This is a genomic window from Caballeronia sp. S22 (genome assembly GCF_964261745.1).
Taxonomy (GTDB): Bacteria; Pseudomonadota; Gammaproteobacteria; order Burkholderiales; family Burkholderiaceae; genus Caballeronia; species Caballeronia jiangsuensis.
The window spans coordinates 1,264,671-1,281,340 of record NZ_OZ180035.1; the positions used below are offsets into that span (position 1 = coordinate 1,264,671).

Annotated in this window: 13 protein-coding genes and 1 pseudogene; 7 read left to right on the forward strand and 7 right to left on the reverse strand. The window is 57.9% G+C overall.

Going from position 1 to position 16,670, the window contains the following annotated elements; all coding sequences use genetic code 11:
* Nucleotides 1-22: 22 nt before the first annotated feature.
* From ACEN42_RS05950 to ACEN42_RS05960, 3 genes are all read right to left on the reverse strand, one after another.
* Nucleotides 23-2,242: a response regulator gene (locus tag ACEN42_RS05950; RefSeq protein ID WP_371880888.1), complete on the reverse strand. Its 2,220-nt coding sequence runs from the start codon at nucleotides 2,240-2,242 to the stop codon at nucleotides 23-25.
* 383 nt (nucleotides 2,243-2,625) lie between these two features.
* On the reverse strand, nucleotides 2,626-3,837 hold the full coding sequence (locus tag ACEN42_RS05955; RefSeq protein ID WP_371880889.1) for a sensor histidine kinase: 1,212 nt from the start codon (nucleotides 3,835-3,837) through the stop codon (nucleotides 2,626-2,628).
* 1,029 nt (nucleotides 3,838-4,866) lie between these two features.
* The gene (locus ACEN42_RS05960) at nucleotides 4,867-6,630 is read right to left on the reverse strand and encodes an ATP-binding protein (RefSeq protein ID WP_371880890.1); all 1,764 of its coding nucleotides are present in this window, start codon (nucleotides 6,628-6,630) and stop codon (nucleotides 4,867-4,869) included.
* Between the two features lie 416 nt (nucleotides 6,631-7,046).
* On the opposite strand from ACEN42_RS05960, the gene ACEN42_RS05965 reads away from it, so the two are divergent.
* A complete protein-coding gene (locus tag ACEN42_RS05965; protein ID WP_371880891.1) occupies nucleotides 7,047-7,646 on the forward strand; it encodes a hypothetical protein in 600 nt (199 codons plus the stop codon).
* On the forward strand, nucleotides 7,631-9,340 hold the full coding sequence (locus tag ACEN42_RS05970; protein ID WP_371880892.1) for an ATP-binding protein: 1,710 nt from the start codon (nucleotides 7,631-7,633) through the stop codon (nucleotides 9,338-9,340). The genes ACEN42_RS05965 and ACEN42_RS05970 overlap by 16 nt, the downstream gene beginning before the upstream one ends.
* Before the next feature lie 60 nt (nucleotides 9,341-9,400).
* Here ACEN42_RS05970 and ACEN42_RS05975 read toward each other — a convergent pair whose 3' ends face one another.
* Nucleotides 9,401-9,760, reverse strand: a complete 360-nt coding sequence (locus ACEN42_RS05975; protein WP_371880893.1) for a DUF2442 domain-containing protein — start codon at nucleotides 9,758-9,760, stop codon at nucleotides 9,401-9,403.
* Nucleotides 9,761-10,194: 434 nt separating this feature from the next.
* On the opposite strand from ACEN42_RS05975, the gene ACEN42_RS05980 reads away from it, so the two are divergent.
* Entirely contained in the window at nucleotides 10,195-11,370 is a 1,176-nt protein-coding gene (locus ACEN42_RS05980) for a GGDEF domain-containing protein (protein WP_371880894.1), read from the forward strand.
* A 255-nt stretch (nucleotides 11,371-11,625) separates the two neighbouring features.
* On the opposite strand, the gene arsN2 is transcribed toward ACEN42_RS05980, so the two are convergent.
* Nucleotides 11,626-12,060, reverse strand: coding sequence for an arsenic resistance N-acetyltransferase ArsN2 (gene arsN2 / locus ACEN42_RS05985; protein WP_371880895.1), 435 nt, complete (start codon nucleotides 12,058-12,060; stop codon nucleotides 11,626-11,628).
* A gap of 934 nt (nucleotides 12,061-12,994) precedes the next feature.
* Here arsN2 and ACEN42_RS05990 point away from each other — a divergent pair.
* Nucleotides 12,995-13,470 (forward strand): annotated as a pseudogene (locus tag ACEN42_RS05990) (PRC-barrel domain-containing protein).
* A gap of 95 nt (nucleotides 13,471-13,565) precedes the next feature.
* Nucleotides 13,566-13,931 carry a response regulator gene (locus tag ACEN42_RS05995; protein ID WP_371881073.1) on the forward strand — a complete coding sequence of 122 codons (366 nt, stop codon included), beginning with the start codon at nucleotides 13,566-13,568 and terminating at the stop codon, nucleotides 13,929-13,931.
* On the opposite strand, the gene ACEN42_RS06000 is transcribed toward ACEN42_RS05995, so the two are convergent.
* The gene (locus ACEN42_RS06000) at nucleotides 13,920-14,258 is read right to left on the reverse strand and encodes a response regulator transcription factor (RefSeq protein WP_371880896.1); all 339 of its coding nucleotides are present in this window, start codon (nucleotides 14,256-14,258) and stop codon (nucleotides 13,920-13,922) included. The two genes, ACEN42_RS05995 and ACEN42_RS06000, sit on opposite strands and share 12 nt — an antisense overlap.
* A 291-nt stretch (nucleotides 14,259-14,549) precedes the next feature.
* Between ACEN42_RS06000 and ACEN42_RS06005 the strand changes: the two genes are divergently transcribed.
* On the forward strand, nucleotides 14,550-14,756 hold the full coding sequence (locus ACEN42_RS06005) for a DUF6723 family protein (protein ID WP_371880897.1): 207 nt from the start codon (nucleotides 14,550-14,552) through the stop codon (nucleotides 14,754-14,756).
* A gap of 196 nt (nucleotides 14,757-14,952) precedes the next feature.
* Nucleotides 14,953-15,297, forward strand: coding sequence for a hypothetical protein (locus tag ACEN42_RS06010; RefSeq protein WP_371880898.1), 345 nt, complete (start codon nucleotides 14,953-14,955; stop codon nucleotides 15,295-15,297).
* 779 nt (nucleotides 15,298-16,076) lie between these two features.
* Here the strand turns inward: ACEN42_RS06010 and ACEN42_RS06015 are convergent.
* Nucleotides 16,077-16,460, reverse strand: a complete 384-nt coding sequence (locus ACEN42_RS06015) for a hypothetical protein (protein WP_371880899.1) — start codon at nucleotides 16,458-16,460, stop codon at nucleotides 16,077-16,079.
* Nucleotides 16,461-16,670 lie beyond the last annotated feature (210 nt).

Consider the following 16,670-nt stretch of genomic DNA (forward strand, 5'->3'; position numbering starts at 1 on the left):
CAAAGATGGCCAGGAACGCCTTTTAAATCAGGCCAAGTCGTCCATCTGGGGGCCCTACTCTGGATGAGATATGGACACGCTCGAGCAGGGCCTGAAGGTCGTCAATATTGAAGGGCTTGGCGAGAATCGTCACCCCGGCGTGCTTCGCGCGCTCAAGTTCGTCCGCATATCCCGTCATTAGCGCTATCGCTTGTTGAGGCCAGGTGTTACGAACCTTCTCGGCTACGTCAATTCCGTTGTTCTGCCCCGGCATCTGGATGTCCGACAGGATAAGGTCGAATGTTTCACCGGTCTGCAGCACCGCTAACGCAGCATCCCCACTTGATTCGTGCCGGGCATCCCATCCAAACACTTCCAGCACGGCAACCAGCCCGGCCGCGACCTCGTCGTTGTCTTCAACAAGCAAGATTGAACCTTTGGATTTCTGCTCGACGGGACGGAAGGAATCACTCGTTTTTTCGGAGGGCTGTCCCTGCGCTCCCACTCCCGTATATCGCGGGAAGTACAGCCGCACGGTTGTGCCCTTCGAAAGCGCACTTTCGATTCGCGCGGTCCCGCCGGCCTGCTCACACATGGCAAATACTTGGGCGAGGCCGAGTCCCGCGCCGGCACTCGCGCTTTTTGTGGTGAATAGCGGTTCGAATGCTCTTTGCGCGACCGCCGCTGACATTCCCACGCCGTTGTCCGAACAATTGATTATCAAGTACTCGCCGGAGTGCAATCCTGGCGTTTGAGGGAGTTGCGCGTTTTCGCTCGTGAGAGAGAATCTGCCGCCGTGAGGCATCGCTTGCTTCGCATTGACTGCGATGTTGACCAAGGCAGACTCCAATTCGTGCGGGTCCACCAGCACTGGCCACGCGTCGCCCATGGTAGAAATTTGGACGTCGACGTTGTCACCCAGCGAAGTAGTGAGCAAAGGAAACGCTTCCTCAACGAGCTTGCCCAACTGCACCACCTCCTGACGGAGGGGTTGTTTGCGCGATACGCTTAGCAGCTTGCGCGCGAGCGCCTCCGCTCCGGTTGCTGCACGCTCTACAGCCGTCACCTCTTTTTCCAGGCCGTTGAACCCCTTTCGTCGGGCCAGCTCCATATTGGCCTTAACCACCATCAGCAGGTTGTTAAAGTCATGGGCGACGCTGGCAACCAAATTTCCGAGCGCGCTCATCTTCGTCATCTGACGGGCCTTGGCCTCGGCCGAGAGCCGCATTCCGACTTCGGTTCGCCAACGCTCCCAGGCGAGCCGCTCGTCATTTAGCCTGCGCAGGGAAAACCCAACAAGCAGCCAGATTCCCACGCAGGGAACCAGCGTGGCCAAAGCTACAAGACCGTCGCGACGCAACCACTTATCGACCACGCTCGACACAGACAGGCCTGCTGTTACATAGACCGGGAACGTGGCGACACGTCGATAGGAGAGAAGCTTTTCTACGCCGTCCAAAGTGGAAAAGAGACGGATTTCTCCGCTCGAACTGCCTCGCCCGATAGCCTTCATCAGATTGACATTGGTGTCGGGAGTGGGCTGAAGTCGCGGGGGCGGGAAGCGTGCAAGGATGCCTCCGTTCAGCGTATAGAGGCCGAGCGTTAATCCGGTGTCTTGAGCCGTAAGTTCTTCGTAGAGCGCGAGCAGGTGGCTTCGTCGCAGCAGTACTGAAACTATGCCAAGATAGCGACCGTTGCGGTCGAATCTCTCAAGCGAAATATCGAGGAGCTCTTCGTGTCCACGCGCGCCGGTTGGTAAGAGACTTACCTCGAGATTAGACTTCCGCAGTCCTCTGGTAGGCAAGTTGTCGCGTATACACCAGTTCGAACTCGCGGCCGCGTCGAGATTGCTGACGAGCAACCGACCTGTCGGGCCGAACACGCAAACCGCTTCAACGGCAGGAGACTGTCGCGCCATCGTATGCAGCAACAATGCGAGCTTTTCTTTCTGCGCCAGGACCTCTGCGTCTGAATCAACTCCCAGCAACTCAACGGCATCCGAAGCGACATCGCGCCCCGCATCGAGAATCCTCCCAACGCGCGCCTCTGCGATATTTGCGAGACGCCCAATCATTTGGGCCGAATCGGTCACCCGGTTTTCGTAACTCGCATACCCGTATCCGGCTATGAAGAAAATAGGGATAAAGACCGACGCCAACAACACGATTAGTAACGAACGCCGCACCGCTCCGAAGTCGCGGCCCGGGACGGGAATCTCCAGCGCCGATTCGTCCAGCGCCGAAACTTCGGATGGCTTGCCCATGTCGTGTGGTCAAATCAGTTCGCAAGGGGCAGCGTATCCACGTGAATCTACGGCGTCAATTCCTTTGTCACATCATTTGCGCCCATCGAGTCGACCCGGGCGCGCATCGTCGTCGCAGTGTTCACGAGCGAATATGGTCAGTCGCTTACAGTAGGTCTTTGTAATATTTCAAGTTTCGGCGCCGAGGCGGTTTGCGCTGTTATGCGCCTGTCCGGACGACTGCATGGTTTCCCCCTGCGCCCGTGCCACATTTCATTGTTCGATTTGACGCCCCAAGCTGACAGCGGCGGAGAGCGAGCAGACCGGTTGACGAATGCCTCAGTCCGCAATGCGGGTCGAAGCAAGACGTCAAGGCAGACCTGCTTCTATGTTCGGGGCGTCGTTCACTGCAGCCGCTCCAAGCGAATGGGAAACTCAATTCGGAAGGTCGTCCCATCCCCTTCGGATGAACGAAAATGGACATGCCCGTGGAGTACCCGGCATAACTCCTTGACGATTGCCAGCCCCAGGCCCGCACCCGGAATGTCGCTTCCCGCAACGCGTTCGAACTCGTTGAAAACCCGGCTTGTGTCCGATGGAGCGATGCCAACACCTGTGTCGGCGACGTGAAGATACCATCTGCCTCCGGGACAAGCACCGATTTTCAGCTCAATCTCACCCGACTCTGTGTACTTTGTCGCGTTGGACAACAGGTTCAGCGCAACCTGCTTGACCTTTATCCGGTCCGACAGGACCGACAATCCCTCCGCATCGCACGCCGCCGACAATTGCAACCCCTTCATCTCGATATCCGGGCGGCAGGCAGCGATAAGCTCGTCATAAAGTTCGCGGAGACTGAACGGCTCAGTTGTAAGTGGTGCATGCTCGCTGAGGGCAACCGAGTATCCAACCATGTCGTTGACGAGCTGCGCCATATCCGAAACGTGCCGCTTGGCCATCATCAACGCCGGACCGTTCTTCGAAGGTGTGCGTTCGATAAGTTGTATCGCTAACGAAAAAGCATTAAGGAAGTTTCGAATATCGTGTGCGACGCTTCTGGTAATTTGCAGGCGCGATTCGTGAAGCTCGCTAACCGCTTGCTGCCTGAGAAGAAGTTCGTGGTTCGCGCGCTCGAGCTTGCCAGCGTCTTCAGCGAATTTTTGGTCTCTTTCATGGACGACCGCCCGAATTGAAGCCAGCGTAACTAAATCGAGCGCTTCCGTGATGAGACGTCGCGCCTGACGTTCGTGAGTTCGTGCAAATCCCGCGTTCGAATCGACGAACCGGTCGAGCGACTCGACTAACACCTGATGAAACAAGTCGAGTTCCCGAATGAGCTCCTCGATTCGATAGCCTTGTCGCCAGCGCACCAAGCCATGCCGTCGCGCATCCCTTTCCATTGCAGTGCCGACGCGCTCAAGGTCCTCAGCCTCAAGCGCCTGACAGAGCTCATCGAGCAGATTCGGTAGATGGTCCGCAAGTTCCTCGTATGTCAGTCTGTCGAAGTCCTCAGCGTCTAACGAAACAACTGTCATCCAGCTTTCCATTAGTCGGTTGCGGTCGCGCCGAAGCGCATCCGCGAAGTCACGCAGCGAAGGTGCGGATGCATCTGACATGACGGTCCCTGACGAAATGGCTCCGTTAGACCATGCCTCTATGCGCCACCGGCTGTCAACCGGGAAGACGGAGGCACGAAAAAAATGATGGTTTGTGTCGAGAAGTTCATGTTGGTTGAGATGCAATTTGATGAACAACCGAGGCCTTCTCAAACCATGGTCTGTAGCTTGTAACGACGCCCCTCCGTGATACATCGGAGCCTTCGAGGAATGCTCGGCTTCTCAGGGCGGCGTGCAGCCCGAGGTAGTAGCCGTTACATCGCCGACTTCCACGCAGGCGGAGTATCTTGCCCTGATGTCATTCGGTCGCGTCAACACGAGGCCGCTGCGGGGGACTATCAAATTCGACGGTTGATTGATTTTTGCATTGAATTGCACAACTCGCCCGGTGTCGAAATAATGTTGGCGTGCGCAATCTCGGACCGGGCTCAGACGGGCTACCGTTGAGAATTTTTCGCCTTTGGGCGGTCAAACCGCCGTTTGGGTCCAAGCGGGCTCTGCCAGGCGACCGTGTCCCGCTAAGCAGGGCGCAGCGGCACCGGCATGGCAGTCGCCAGGAGAAGCGACTCTCTACTGGCGCGGTGAAAAAATACAGCCGTGAGCGCGACCGTCCGTCGTGCGTAGGTGCGAAGAATGAAGCGAAAGTCCGGTTTTGCGAGTGGTGGAAAAAGTACATACAAATCGCTCGGCATCGAAGGAGAAATTGAGCACCTCGAAAGAATACTCAGTGGCGAGGGCGCGCATTCGACGTTCGCTCGAACCTACTGGCGTGGACGAGTCCTCCAGGCGTTGTCAACACCCGGCCTGAGCCCGCTGCAGCGCGCGCAGCTAGACCAGTTGCTCCGGCGAATCGGTGACGCGGAGTCGAACTAGCGATACTTGCCGCATACGCCACTGGAATGCGGGCAGCCGAGTCGCTGTTGCGAACTCCGACAATAGCCAGCGCGCCGACAGCTGGCTATCTTCCGGAACCGCCACGCAGAGGCGATGCAAACGGATGTAACCAAGCGGTAGCGGGCGTCGAAGGCGTCACAGCGATTGCAAGATGGTTGCGATTCGTTCGGCAGAGACTGGCTTGACACAACAGTTCTGAAAATGTCCGTCCTTGGCACGTGCCTCTGAGGAGGAAATCTTCGCGCTCCCCGTCAACGCAATGAAACGCGTCTTCTGCAAATCTTTTCGCGAACGGAGCATCTGCGTGAGTTCGTAGCCGTTCATCCCGGGCATGTGAATATCGATAAAGGCAACATCTGGCGTAAAGTCGTCAAGCTTCTCCACGGCGGCAGTCCCGCTGAAGGCTACTCGCACTTCATGCCCGTCCAGTTCGAGCAACATCCGCAGTGCTTCAAGGGAATCAATGTCATCGTCCACAAGCAGCACTTTGCGCGCGAGGGTCGGCACGGTCGGCACGTCCCCAGCCGACCCATTGACGAGCGTAGAGACGCAAGCGATGGGCAAGGTCACCATGCAAGTCGTGCCTTTTCCTTCCCCGGCACTCGATACTTCGACCGTCCCCTTGTGCATTTCGACGAGTCGTTTAACCACAGCGAGGCCGATGCCGAGACCGCCACCACTTCGAATAGGGCTATCAGGAGACTGCGCAAACATTTCGAAAACGTGGGGCAGCACGGATGTCGGGATTCCAATTCCCGTGTCCCGCACCGTAATGCTGACGTCGCGGAACTCCTCATTGACAAGGTTCACTGGGAGCGCGGCGTTCACCGTCACGACAATTTCACCACCTGCGGGCGTATATCTCACCGCATTCGAAAGCAAGTTCGCGATAATCTGGGTAATCCTCGCGGCATCAGCGAAGACAGTGACCGGCATCGGCGGCAAGCAGACCCGCAAACTCTGACCCAACCGTTCAATGTCAGACCGCACGGAATCGAGCGCGTCTTCGACGATATTTTCCAGTTGAGCATGCACGGGTCGCAAGGAAAGCTTCCCGTTATTGATGCGTGTCGCGTCGAACAGGTCGTCCACAAGTCTGGTTAGTCGCGACGATTGCCGAATAGCAATCGCGATTGCAGCCTGCAACGGACCGACGTCTGTCACCAGACGCTGCGCGGTCTGAAGGGCGGAGGCAATTGGCGCAAGCGGATGACGCATTTCGTGCGCCGCCATTGCGATGAACTCGTTTTTTCTCTCGTCCGCGCTGTGCAGCGCTTCATTCAAGGCTTGCGTTTCCAATGCCCGTAGCATTGCCGCTGCGCGCGCCTCTTCAACTTTCAGTGCTACGCCGACGAAGCTAGCGAGGCTCGTCAGAATCCGGCTGTGCTCTGCGTCAAACGTAACCGACTCCTTTTGCGATAGGACCCAGAGGGTGCCCCATGGACCCTTTTCGCCGGGTATCGGCACGACCAAGCTTTCCACCACCTCTAATTCGGAATCGTGGAGGCAATCGAAATGTCGCTGCGGCCGCGAAAACAGTTGAGGGCTGCCCAAAGCGAGAGTCACTCCGCAGGGGCTGTCATCAATTGGCGTTGACGCGCCCGCAAAGGGCGAGCATTGCCCCGCAGTGGTGACCCATCGAAAACACCGAGCCCCGTCATTAGCGACCTCAATTAGACTGACGCCCGCGCTGTCAGCGTTGCAGAGTTTCATCGCCACGCCCGCGATGGCATCAAGCACGGAGCTAGGAGAAGTGGCTAAGGCATGAGCAAGCTCATGAAAGCATTCGATTTCGGCCGCGAAGTCGGGCGTCCGGCGAGGTCGCAATGCAAGGCTTTCAGTGGCGATAGACGGTGCGAAGCGCGGTTGCAGAACAGGCGGTCTTGTGCTCAAGTCCATGAGAAATTACACTGGGATGGTCCGCAAATGCGAAACTGAGCCCTCATTCTAAAACAGGCATTCAACGATTCGCACTAGGAGAAACCGCCTGACCGAACACGTCGTTTTCGACGAGGCTCTCCGCTCTAAGCGGAAGGAAAAACCCATAATGGTCCGGGCGCACCGGTATCGGGCTGCGTTGGTCTCTTAGGCTATGTGCTCGCAATTTCGCTGACGTACAGTCATGGAACGGCGCGCCCCGCGAATCGATTTTCAAGCTCATGCATCGTCGGCATATAGTTGGAACCTGGAGGCGCTGAACGAACCGTTTTTCTGTGAACCGAACCGGAGCCGCTCACGATGTCGCAGCTGGTTGCGGCCGAAAGCGGAAGCTTGCACACAAGCCTGCGAACAACTTCCAGGTAGACGGGATACACATGGGATGGAACCAGGTTTCGCTCAAGCTTTGGTGCCGCGAAGACGGTGCCGCCGTCTGGGAGACCGAGAATAGGCGTTATGCGAATCCGCTCGCCCGCCGCCCGCGACTATGGGAAGGCTGCGGGCCGAAACCCGACCAAATGCTGGTGAAAACACTGCGAACGGCCTTGGTCGGAAACGTTGTCGTTTTCCGTCGATTCGAAAATGCGAGTAACGCAATGAAGGCGGTGGATGAAAACTTTCCCGAAGCAATCGAGGCCAGGTCTGTGCAGTCCGTGCCCGAAGACAAGCAGGAAGTGGACGGCGCGTCATCAGTCCGGGGTCGTTCGGCCACGGCTTATTGCGAAAGTGAATTCGGATTGCCTCATCACGGCTGCACGGCGAAGTGCGACTCGTGCTCGGGCCCCGGAAGTGAGCTTTCCCGCGTAAACCCCAGCAACGACAAGGAAGTGCGCTACGTTTTGCCGATTTTTTTGCGATGCGCCTACAATGACTCTCGTCCACGAGTCCAACGCTCGATTACCTTCCCGGAGGCGCCAGCATGCCTGGGCAACGCGCGTCACCAGTACGTGGCGTCCAGCTCATGGATGTGCTCGTGACTGCCGGACTTGATGACCGTTCCCATCGTTCGCCCGACTATGCCGCCGAAAACGAGGCTCTGCATGTGCTGGCCAAGGCATTCACTGCATCTGAGACGGTTATGCTTCAGACACTGGTCGATACGGCGTTGGCCTTATGTGACGCCGGCAGTGCGGGCATCAGCCTGCGCGAACGCGATGCGTTGAGGCCTTCCGCTTTCCGTTGGGCGGCGCTGTCGGGATGCTGCTCAGACATGGTGGGGCACGTCATTCCAACGGACAACAACAGTCCCGCCGGTGTGGCGCTTGAACTCGATGCGCCGCAACTATTCGCCTATCCGAAGCGCCGTTTTGCTTGCCTGGCGGACGTGACGCCGGAAATCACCGAGCAACTTGTCGTGCCGGTCCCGGGCCTGACCGAGCCGTGGGGCGCACTCTGGGTGATGTCGCACGATGAACGCCGCCACTTTGATAGCGAACATCGTCGCCTCCTGACAAGCCTCGCAAGCTTCACGTGCGCGGCACTCAGCACCGCTCAGGCAAAAGCCGAGGCGCTAGCACGTGCAGAGGAAGCGGAGACGGCAAGGAATGCGCTCGCTGCCGCCGAAGCCGAAAAGGACAGGTTCATTGCGGTGCTCGGCCACGAGTTGCGCAACCCACTTGGGCCCATAGACACCGGTCTCGAGGCGGCGCAGAAGCTGGCCGCGAACAGCCCTGCGGTGCTCTCCGCGCTGGCACTGGTAAATCGACAGGTGGCTCACCTCCGGCGACTTGTGAATGACTTGCTCGATGCGTCACGTATCCGTCACGAGAAGCTTTCTATCGTGCCTGCCTACTGTTTGCTCGGCGACATCGTGAAGGACTCAGTCGCTGCGGTGAGCGAGGAAGCCGAGCAGCGTCAGCAGCAGCTGCATACAACGATGCCGCCGTATCCGGTGTCCGTTATAGCCGATGCCGGCCGGCTGACGCAGGTTATCGCCAATCTTCTCAGGAACTCCGTGAAATACACCCCGGCGCGCGGCGAAATAAGCTTGCGCGTTGACGCACCGGACCCTGCCACGCTAGCCGAGCATGATTCTGCGCCGCGCGAGGCCGTTATCACGGTGCGTGACAATGGTGTGGGAATCGAGCCTGGGCTGTTGCCAGGCGTCTTCGAAATGTTTGCACAGTCGCCGTCCGTTCTCATGCGCTCGGAAGGCGGATTGGGCCTCGGCCTGTCCGTTGTGAGGTACCTGGTTCAAGCGCACCAAGGACAGGTCAGTATCTCCAGCGAGGGGGAAGGCCAGGGAACCGAAGTCACCTTGCGACTCCCCATTGTCTGCCGCAGCAGAGTTAAGCATACGTCTGCGACAACACACGGTATCGCTCATCAGCGCATCCTGCTGGTGGACGATAGCGCCGATGCGACCGAGGCGCTAGCGATGCTGCTCACGCTCGATGGTCACGAAGTGAAACGCGCGCAAAGCGCCGCCGAAGCGTTGGCAATCGTTGAATCATTTACGCCCGATGTCGCGCTGATTGATGTCAACATGCCGGAAATCGACGGTCGTGAACTTGCCGGCATGCTCAGGCAACGTGTGCAATGCTCGGAAACCCGGCTCGTGGCACTCAGCGGCGTGGCTTTTCCGGAACCGGCGGGCGCCGAGAATAAATTCGACTGCTACCTACTCAAACCCCCGTCCCTCGAAGAGCTGGCAGACGTCCTGCGCCGATAGGGAGCGGACGCGGGCGGGCTTTTGGGGCCGGCCCAGTGCTGGTTGCTCGGGGAGTCAAGTTCAGGCCAGCCCACAGGCGGTTCTTGCCTCGGGAAAACCGTCGACCCAATGCCGGAAAACGTCCTGTCGACACGCCATGAGCGCGTTGACGTTGATGTCCTCGTCCAATTCGGGCCAGTACAACTGCTCGCGGTCGAGCGAGACGGCAAAACGGGCGCGTTCAACGTCGCTAGCGGCCTGCAAGATTGGGAACCATTCCAGTGGAAAGTCTACGGCCCGCCCATCGGTCAGTTCCAGAAACAGATGTGCGCGGTCGAACCGCACATCGACTGCGGTGGCATTCATGCTTGTTTCCTTGACGGGCGAATTGAAGTTCGGCAGCAGGTGCAGGATTCGCATAGAAACATGCGCAATTTTCATACCTAAGCGCCGAAATGAAGACTTTGCGATGCCATAGCAGGTGGTCCCGACGCGATTACACGGGGTGGCGTCGAACACGGGTGCGGTTTTTTATTGCTAGCGTTGTACCAGTTAGTTAAAATATGGGCTTCTAGCCTGCCCCGTGCTAATGCCGATAATTCTCATCGCGGATGGATATACCATCCTTATCGGGCGTCTTCTTTCAATCGTTTGCCGATGGATTTCTCTCTGCCGCAGTTGCCTCGGTTTGGTCAGCCGAGAGTACGCAGCGCGACATAGGACAGAACGCATCTTGTTTAACCGTACAGGTCTCGAGTTTTTTGAAGTCCATATCGGACGCCCCGTGAGTTTGGCTACGCCGGCATACTGTGGCTCATACCGCGCCGCACCCGCATCGACCTAATGGAGCAGTGCGAGCGGCATTCGGTGGACGAATGCAGTACAACCACAAACTGAAAGCCTCGCGGCTGCAGAACAGCCTCCGCTGGCTGGCTACGTCTTCCCGGCTCGCGCTCACCTCTTCAGACTCCGTTCACGCTGTCGTTAACAGCTTTGGCGACCGCGTCGACAGATTGCCTCGCTCCGGTCTATATTCTCCAATTGTGTGGAATGAAGAAGGTCACGGAATGCGTACCGCCCCCGAAATCGTCCGTCTTGCGTCGTCGAGCGACTTGCCAGACCTCTTTTTCGCGCTGTTGGGGGCCTTTTCTGTAGGCGACGCTTTCGTCGGCATCTACGACGATAGCGATTACCTGCGCTACGCCAACGACGGTTTTTTGCAGGCGTTCAATCTCAGAGGGGGCGAGGTCGCGACGTTTGCCAGCATCATCCTCGATGCCGCTCGTGACAAGAAAGGGGTCCGCATCGAAGCGGCTGACCCGCACGCTTTCATCGCCGAAGTTCAAATGCGGCGGCGCATCTTGCCGCGTGCGCCCAGCCAGCGCTCTTTCCCTGTCGATTTCGTGAACGGCCGCTGGTTTTGGTGCACCGAAACGTTGTTGGCGAACGGCTGGATTGTCCTATCCGGCGCCGACATTACTTCGCTTAAGCGCACGGAAGCAGAACTGAAAATCGCGCGCGACCGCGCGTTGCTGCTCAGCCGAATCGACGAACTGACCGATGTTCCAAATCGACGTTTTGCTCTGTCCATGCTTGACGCATTACTTCTCGAAGTAAATCTTCGGAAGACGGAACTGAGCGTCGCGCTGTTGGACCTGGACCATTTTAAGTCGATAAACGACACCTTCGGCCACGAAGCCGGCGACAAGGTCCTACGGCATTTTGCGAAGTACTGCGTTTCTTCCTTGCGAAAGGTCGACCTCGTCGGCAGACTTGGCGGCGAAGAGTTCCTCGTGCTGCTGCCGGGGACGAGCCCTGAACATGCAAAGGATGTGCTACAGGGAATGTTATCGAGCGCCCCGAAGCTGGTGCTAGGGGAATGCCCGGCGGAGATAGCCGTGTCGTTTTCGGCCGGTGTCACGCTTACCCGACCGGGCGAAAGACGGGAGGACGTCCTTGCGCGCGCGGACAAGGCGCTTTATGTTGCAAAGCGAGCCGGCCGGAGTCGAGTCGAAGTCGGCATGCCCTTTCAAATTTCGATTGAGCGCTGACCGCGTCGCCTCCTGTCGACCTCCTGCCTCTGGCTTTCCAGCGTCGCGCCGGCGGAGACGAATAGCAGCGATGTAAGTCTCCAATCCGAACATGCCGCTACACTTGCGCCCATCGGGCGCTTAAACCCGCTGAACGCGAATATCCTGCCAGAACGTGCGCTTCTCTGAACATATTTGGAATGCGGATTAGAGCTCTCTCAATTGAAGATGTTCCATCAACGCGTGATGTATGCCTACTCCCTCGCCGCCGGGCCTTCAGCAAAGCTGCTTCCTAAGGCAGACGGCGCTTGCTGGGCATATCGATGCAAACTGCGCAGTCGCCCGCAAGTCGTCCGGCGCAGTGTTTCTCGCCGACAGACGATAGCCGGCGCCGATAAAAAAATTCGGAGCGTCCGTGGTAAGCAGCCAAAGTTCAGAAATCTCGTCAGCGAGACATCTCTTCTCAACTGACACGAGCAGGCGATGCCCTAAACCGTCGTTCCTCTCTAGGAGTCTGACGGCGAGCGAGCGGAGCAAACCCACGCTGCCGTACCTGTCCACACCAACGCACCCAACAATCCGCTTGTGGTCCACGGCCACAAGGAAACCGTTCAGGGTTTCTACGGTAACGTCCGACGTCGATAGCCCGTGCTCATGAAGTACTGCATGGATTGCTTCCAAGTCACGAGGTACTGCCGGTCTGACTCTCACGATAAAGCTCCAAGTGCCTTGCGCAGTTTCAAGGCTAAGGGCGTGCGCCTCAAGACATCTGCCGTTCCTCCGCTAACCCGGCGTATGCTGCTCCTCAAGTCCATCACGAACTGATGGCTTCGATTGCCACCAGCAGGTCCCTATCCGAAAGGCGACATTGGGCCGCCCAGGTGCGCGAACTTTTCATTCTACTCCGGCTCAACAACGGTTCGCGGAAGCGGATTCGAATCGGGGCGCGCCTTCGTCCATTGCTTGATGGATTTTTCTGAGTCTCGGGCATTAGCCTTAACAACGGAGAACAATTCCTGTTGCGTTGCACAATTGCTATTTTTCCGGCTTATTGGTGCGAGCACAAAAATCGGTGATGGACCAAACGGTCAACACCAGCAAGAGACCGTCTAAAATCCGCCGCATCGCGCACGAAGAGACGGACAGGACCGGCAAAAAGCAACACGTCATATTGGCGCATGAAACGAGATATCGTATCGGCGCGGCGAGTCAGTTTGAAAGCGTTGTATGGCACCCTTTGAAGATTGTCTGGTGTCGTGCGCCCTCCCGCTCATCGGAATCAAGTCGTGAGCGAATTTAGGTGCTGTCTGCGCTAAAACTTCCTCGCCTGTACATAACCACCGCGCCGCTGTCATCGGATGGCTCGTCGAAGACTCATTCGCCGCCTCAAGGAACAATCCTCTACGCGACTGGCGTGTTGCTAGGCGCTGGGATATTGGGACATCTTGTGAAAGCAGCGCTACGCGTACGAGGACGGCGTCGACATGCTTTTCGACACGCCTTCATGGGCCGACGGCGACGGTTAAGGCACGACCGTTGCGCCTCCCGATGTGAGTCTTGCTGTCTCCAGCCCGCGCGCGGCAAGGCATTGAGGGACTAGTCAAATTGGCCGGCACAGCGCGGGCCGCAAACTGGAGCGGCAATCATGGCGACGGGTGACACAACTGGTTCTGGAGTCGCAGCGAAAAGCGGCGCGAACATTGTAGGAAGCGGGGTGGGCGACGGTCCTGGTCCCGATGTGATGGCGGCATCGACGCTGGAGGACACCACAGTTATTACGTCCGATGGGGAAGACGTTGGAAAAATCAAAGAAATCATGCTGGACGTACGGAGCGGGCGAGTTGCGTATGCGGTACTCTGGAGCGGTGGTTTCTCGGCATCGGTGACACATTACGCGCGATTCCATGGAACGCACTTACGCTCGATACGGACCAGAAAGTGTTCAGAGTCGACATAACGGCAGAGCGCATCAAGAGCGAGCCGGGCTTCGACAAGGACCATTGGCCTGCGATGGCGGACTTGAGCTGGGGCTCTTCGTTGCATCAGTATTACAATCGCACGCCTTATTGGTCAGCGGCATCTGAGCCAATGACGGGACATCAAGACGCGCTCGACGTTTAACCATCTGCTTCAGCGCAGAATTGCGCACCAAGAAATGAACGCTGGGCGACCTTTGTAGTCGAGGGTCGCGCGTTCGACCGCACGACGACACAGCAATTTCAACCGTCCTCGTCGTCGATGACGACCCCGTCGTCGCTGCCTCGCTCGGCGCACTACTTGAGGCGCACGGATACGAGGTGGTAGCCGCATCTCACGGTTCAGAGGCGCTACGAGTCGCGGCCTTACAGACGCCAGACCTGGTCGTGTCGGACTGTCAGATGCCCGTGTTAGACGGGGCTTCCCTTTACAGAAGGTTCCAGGTGGACCCGCGCCTCAAGGTCGTCCCGTTCATCTTCATGTCCGGGAATGTAGATGCTCGCGACATTCCGATTGCGGAATTCCTACGGGAGCCATTCGACCCCGCAATCATGATTCAGGCAATCGCTGGACTACTGAACCGGGAGCGGCGCCTAGGCAAGTAACTCTTGTAAATGGTCAATGTCCACGGGCTTAAGCGCGCAACCGTCGAAACACTGCATGACCTCTCCGACTAGCTCGGCATGACCCGTGAGCGCTATGATGCGCGCGCCCGAGTGTTGACCTTCGCGCAATTGCAGGCAGACATCATGACCATCGGCATCGGGCAAGGTCAGGTCCAGCAGAATAACGTCAAAACAGTTTCCACCTGCGAGGGCCAGAGCCGACGCGCCGTTGTATGCGACCGCGCTCCGATGTCCCAGTGCCGAGGCGATGTCCGCCAGGGCGTCCGCAGCCTCCTTGAAGTCATCGACAAATAGTACGTTGCTCATTTCGCCTCCTCACAGACCGAAACTCTCGGACGCGATTTTCGCAATGCAGTCGCCGAGCCTTCGGTCCTGCCAGAAAGCCAAAGGGTAGCCTACTTACATGACGGAGCAAAGGCCCGACGTCACGCAGCGGCACGCCTGGAGCCAAAATTGCTGGGCATATGTGTCGGTGCTTTTACTGACTGCATCTACGCATCCTCGTCCATGGACAGCTCCCGCCGCCGCCGACCCAAGCTTGTGCTTTTTTCGTCGAAGCCGAGGGACTCAACGCCCGGGCGGTCAGAGGACGATTACATGGTCTATGCGTCGTACCGTCCTGGCAGCGGTGGTCGATTCGTCGGTACATTGAAAGTGGTGCGTTTGACAGACGGGCGGTTGCTTTTCCCGTTTGACGGCGCCGAGGAAATCGGCCCGTTCGATTCGAAGGATGCTGCGAAACGTGTCGCATTGCTGAGGGGCTCCGAAATCGTGCAAGCGGACCTCCGCGCACCTGAGCTTTAGAGGCCCAATTCGCCGGCTTATTTCGGTCGACTCCCGCGTCTCCTGCGGCAATTCAGCGCGCGGGAAGGAAGTTTGCAATTGCCTTTTGTTGCGCGCGACCAAGGGGAGCGCTTCACACGTTGCTGCAGAGCGAGGCAAACGCGGACCTGAGCGCACGGACGGAGCGAGGTAGCAGCGGTCCCACGGAGGAGAAAAAATGAGCCTTCAATCTTTCGAGCGCTCGCTCGCCCGGCTCGAGAAGGTCTTGAGCGAGCTGCACGGTGAACCGGAATTTTCATTTGTCGAGCAAGCAAGCGAGTACACGGCATGGCTTTCGTCTTATCGTCGCGAGGGAATCAATTTCAATCCTGAACCTACGACCTTTCATGCATTTCTCGCATGTGTCAAGCGAGCGGAAGATTGGCAGCGGCGTAACGCGTATAGAGAAGCGCTGATTGCAAGCTACGAAGCCATTCAAAGGCTCGCCAGTGAGGAGTTGAGGGCTGCCCCGCACAACGAGGGCCTGCAATTGCCCAGCGCTCCGCACGGGATGGCATCCTGACGGAGTCGGTACTGCTGGCGAAGCATCGCCGAGCGGCTACGTTAGCGATTGGCGAAGGACGGACAAAAACCGGCGGCCTGGAGGCACTGATGTCTGCGAGCCGACTCCATGATTAAAGACGGCATCAGAGGCTGCAATTCAGACGGCTCTTTCCGAAGTTGACTTGCATAGGCTTCGATAAGCTGCTTTCGCTGCAGCGCGACTACGATGCCGCCCGCGTCGTCGAAGGCCGAGCCAAAGGTTACTGGTTCGAGCGAACTCTCTCTTCGCTCAGGGCATCGCTGCACGTCCCGTTATGGGGTCAAGGATAGCCGCAGCACTTTGCGCAGCGGCCCGCGCGATATCGTCACAGCAGCCCCGGCTCAGAGCCGGGGCGCTCGCCTACACACAGGCGCCTTGCCTAAAGATACCAGCCGATTATCCGACCTTGCCGGCACCGCCATGCCCTCGACGACCTGATTTCCTGTTCGCTTTCGCTAAACAAGCCTCCAACGAACTTCGCCAACGTTTCCTTGCGCCTGCCAGTACCGAACTGGCCTGGTCGACCACGCGCCGAAACCGTAACGAGTGATTCTTAGCGGACCGCGACATAGCACTCTCCCGAAGCCTCGATGCGACGCATCGTCGTTTTCACGACGTCAACTAGGACAGTCGTACAATGGACCGTCGCAAGATGATTGCCTTTGCCTTTGACGAAATCGAATTTAGTAACGACCAGACGAGGCGTCAATAACCGTTTCGAAATATGTCGCGCTCCCGTCCATAAATCCACTTCTATGTCACTGTATCGGCGGCACCGCGCCGAACTTTTCCGCGAGCATCCTTTCGTAGACGCCGAAGTGCAGGTCGACCTCTTCCTGGGACACGGTCTGCACAAAGATGTTCACCTTCTCAGGCGGCAATCCCATTAGCGTCGCCACGGCTGCTTCGAGTTGCGGCGCGCAAATGCGGTCTTCTGGCAACGTCGAGCCGATTGTGATGTCGTAAGCTTTTTCTTCGCGCAAGACGATGTCCACGATACGCGCCCGCGCACTCATATTGTTGTCGACCGCAAGCCGGATTACTTCGGCGAGTTGGTGCATAACCTCGGTGGGAAAGCCCTTCGCCGAGCGGAGCCGGATACGGTGCTTACCGAGCGTACGCCAGTCTGTATCGAATTCCATGATGCCTCCAAATCAGTAGAATCGCGCGGAGGATATGGTCGAAACGCCTGTTTTCAAGTCTCAAAAAGTTGAACAGCGGTCTCTTGAAAAGCCTGACGCCGCTCCTATCTCAGGCGTTACAAGGCAGCCGCTCGCAGCCGCGCGCGGTGTGTGTTCAACTTGATTGCCCACGGCACTGGGGCAGCTGCAGCTTCCCGTCCTGCCGTGAGA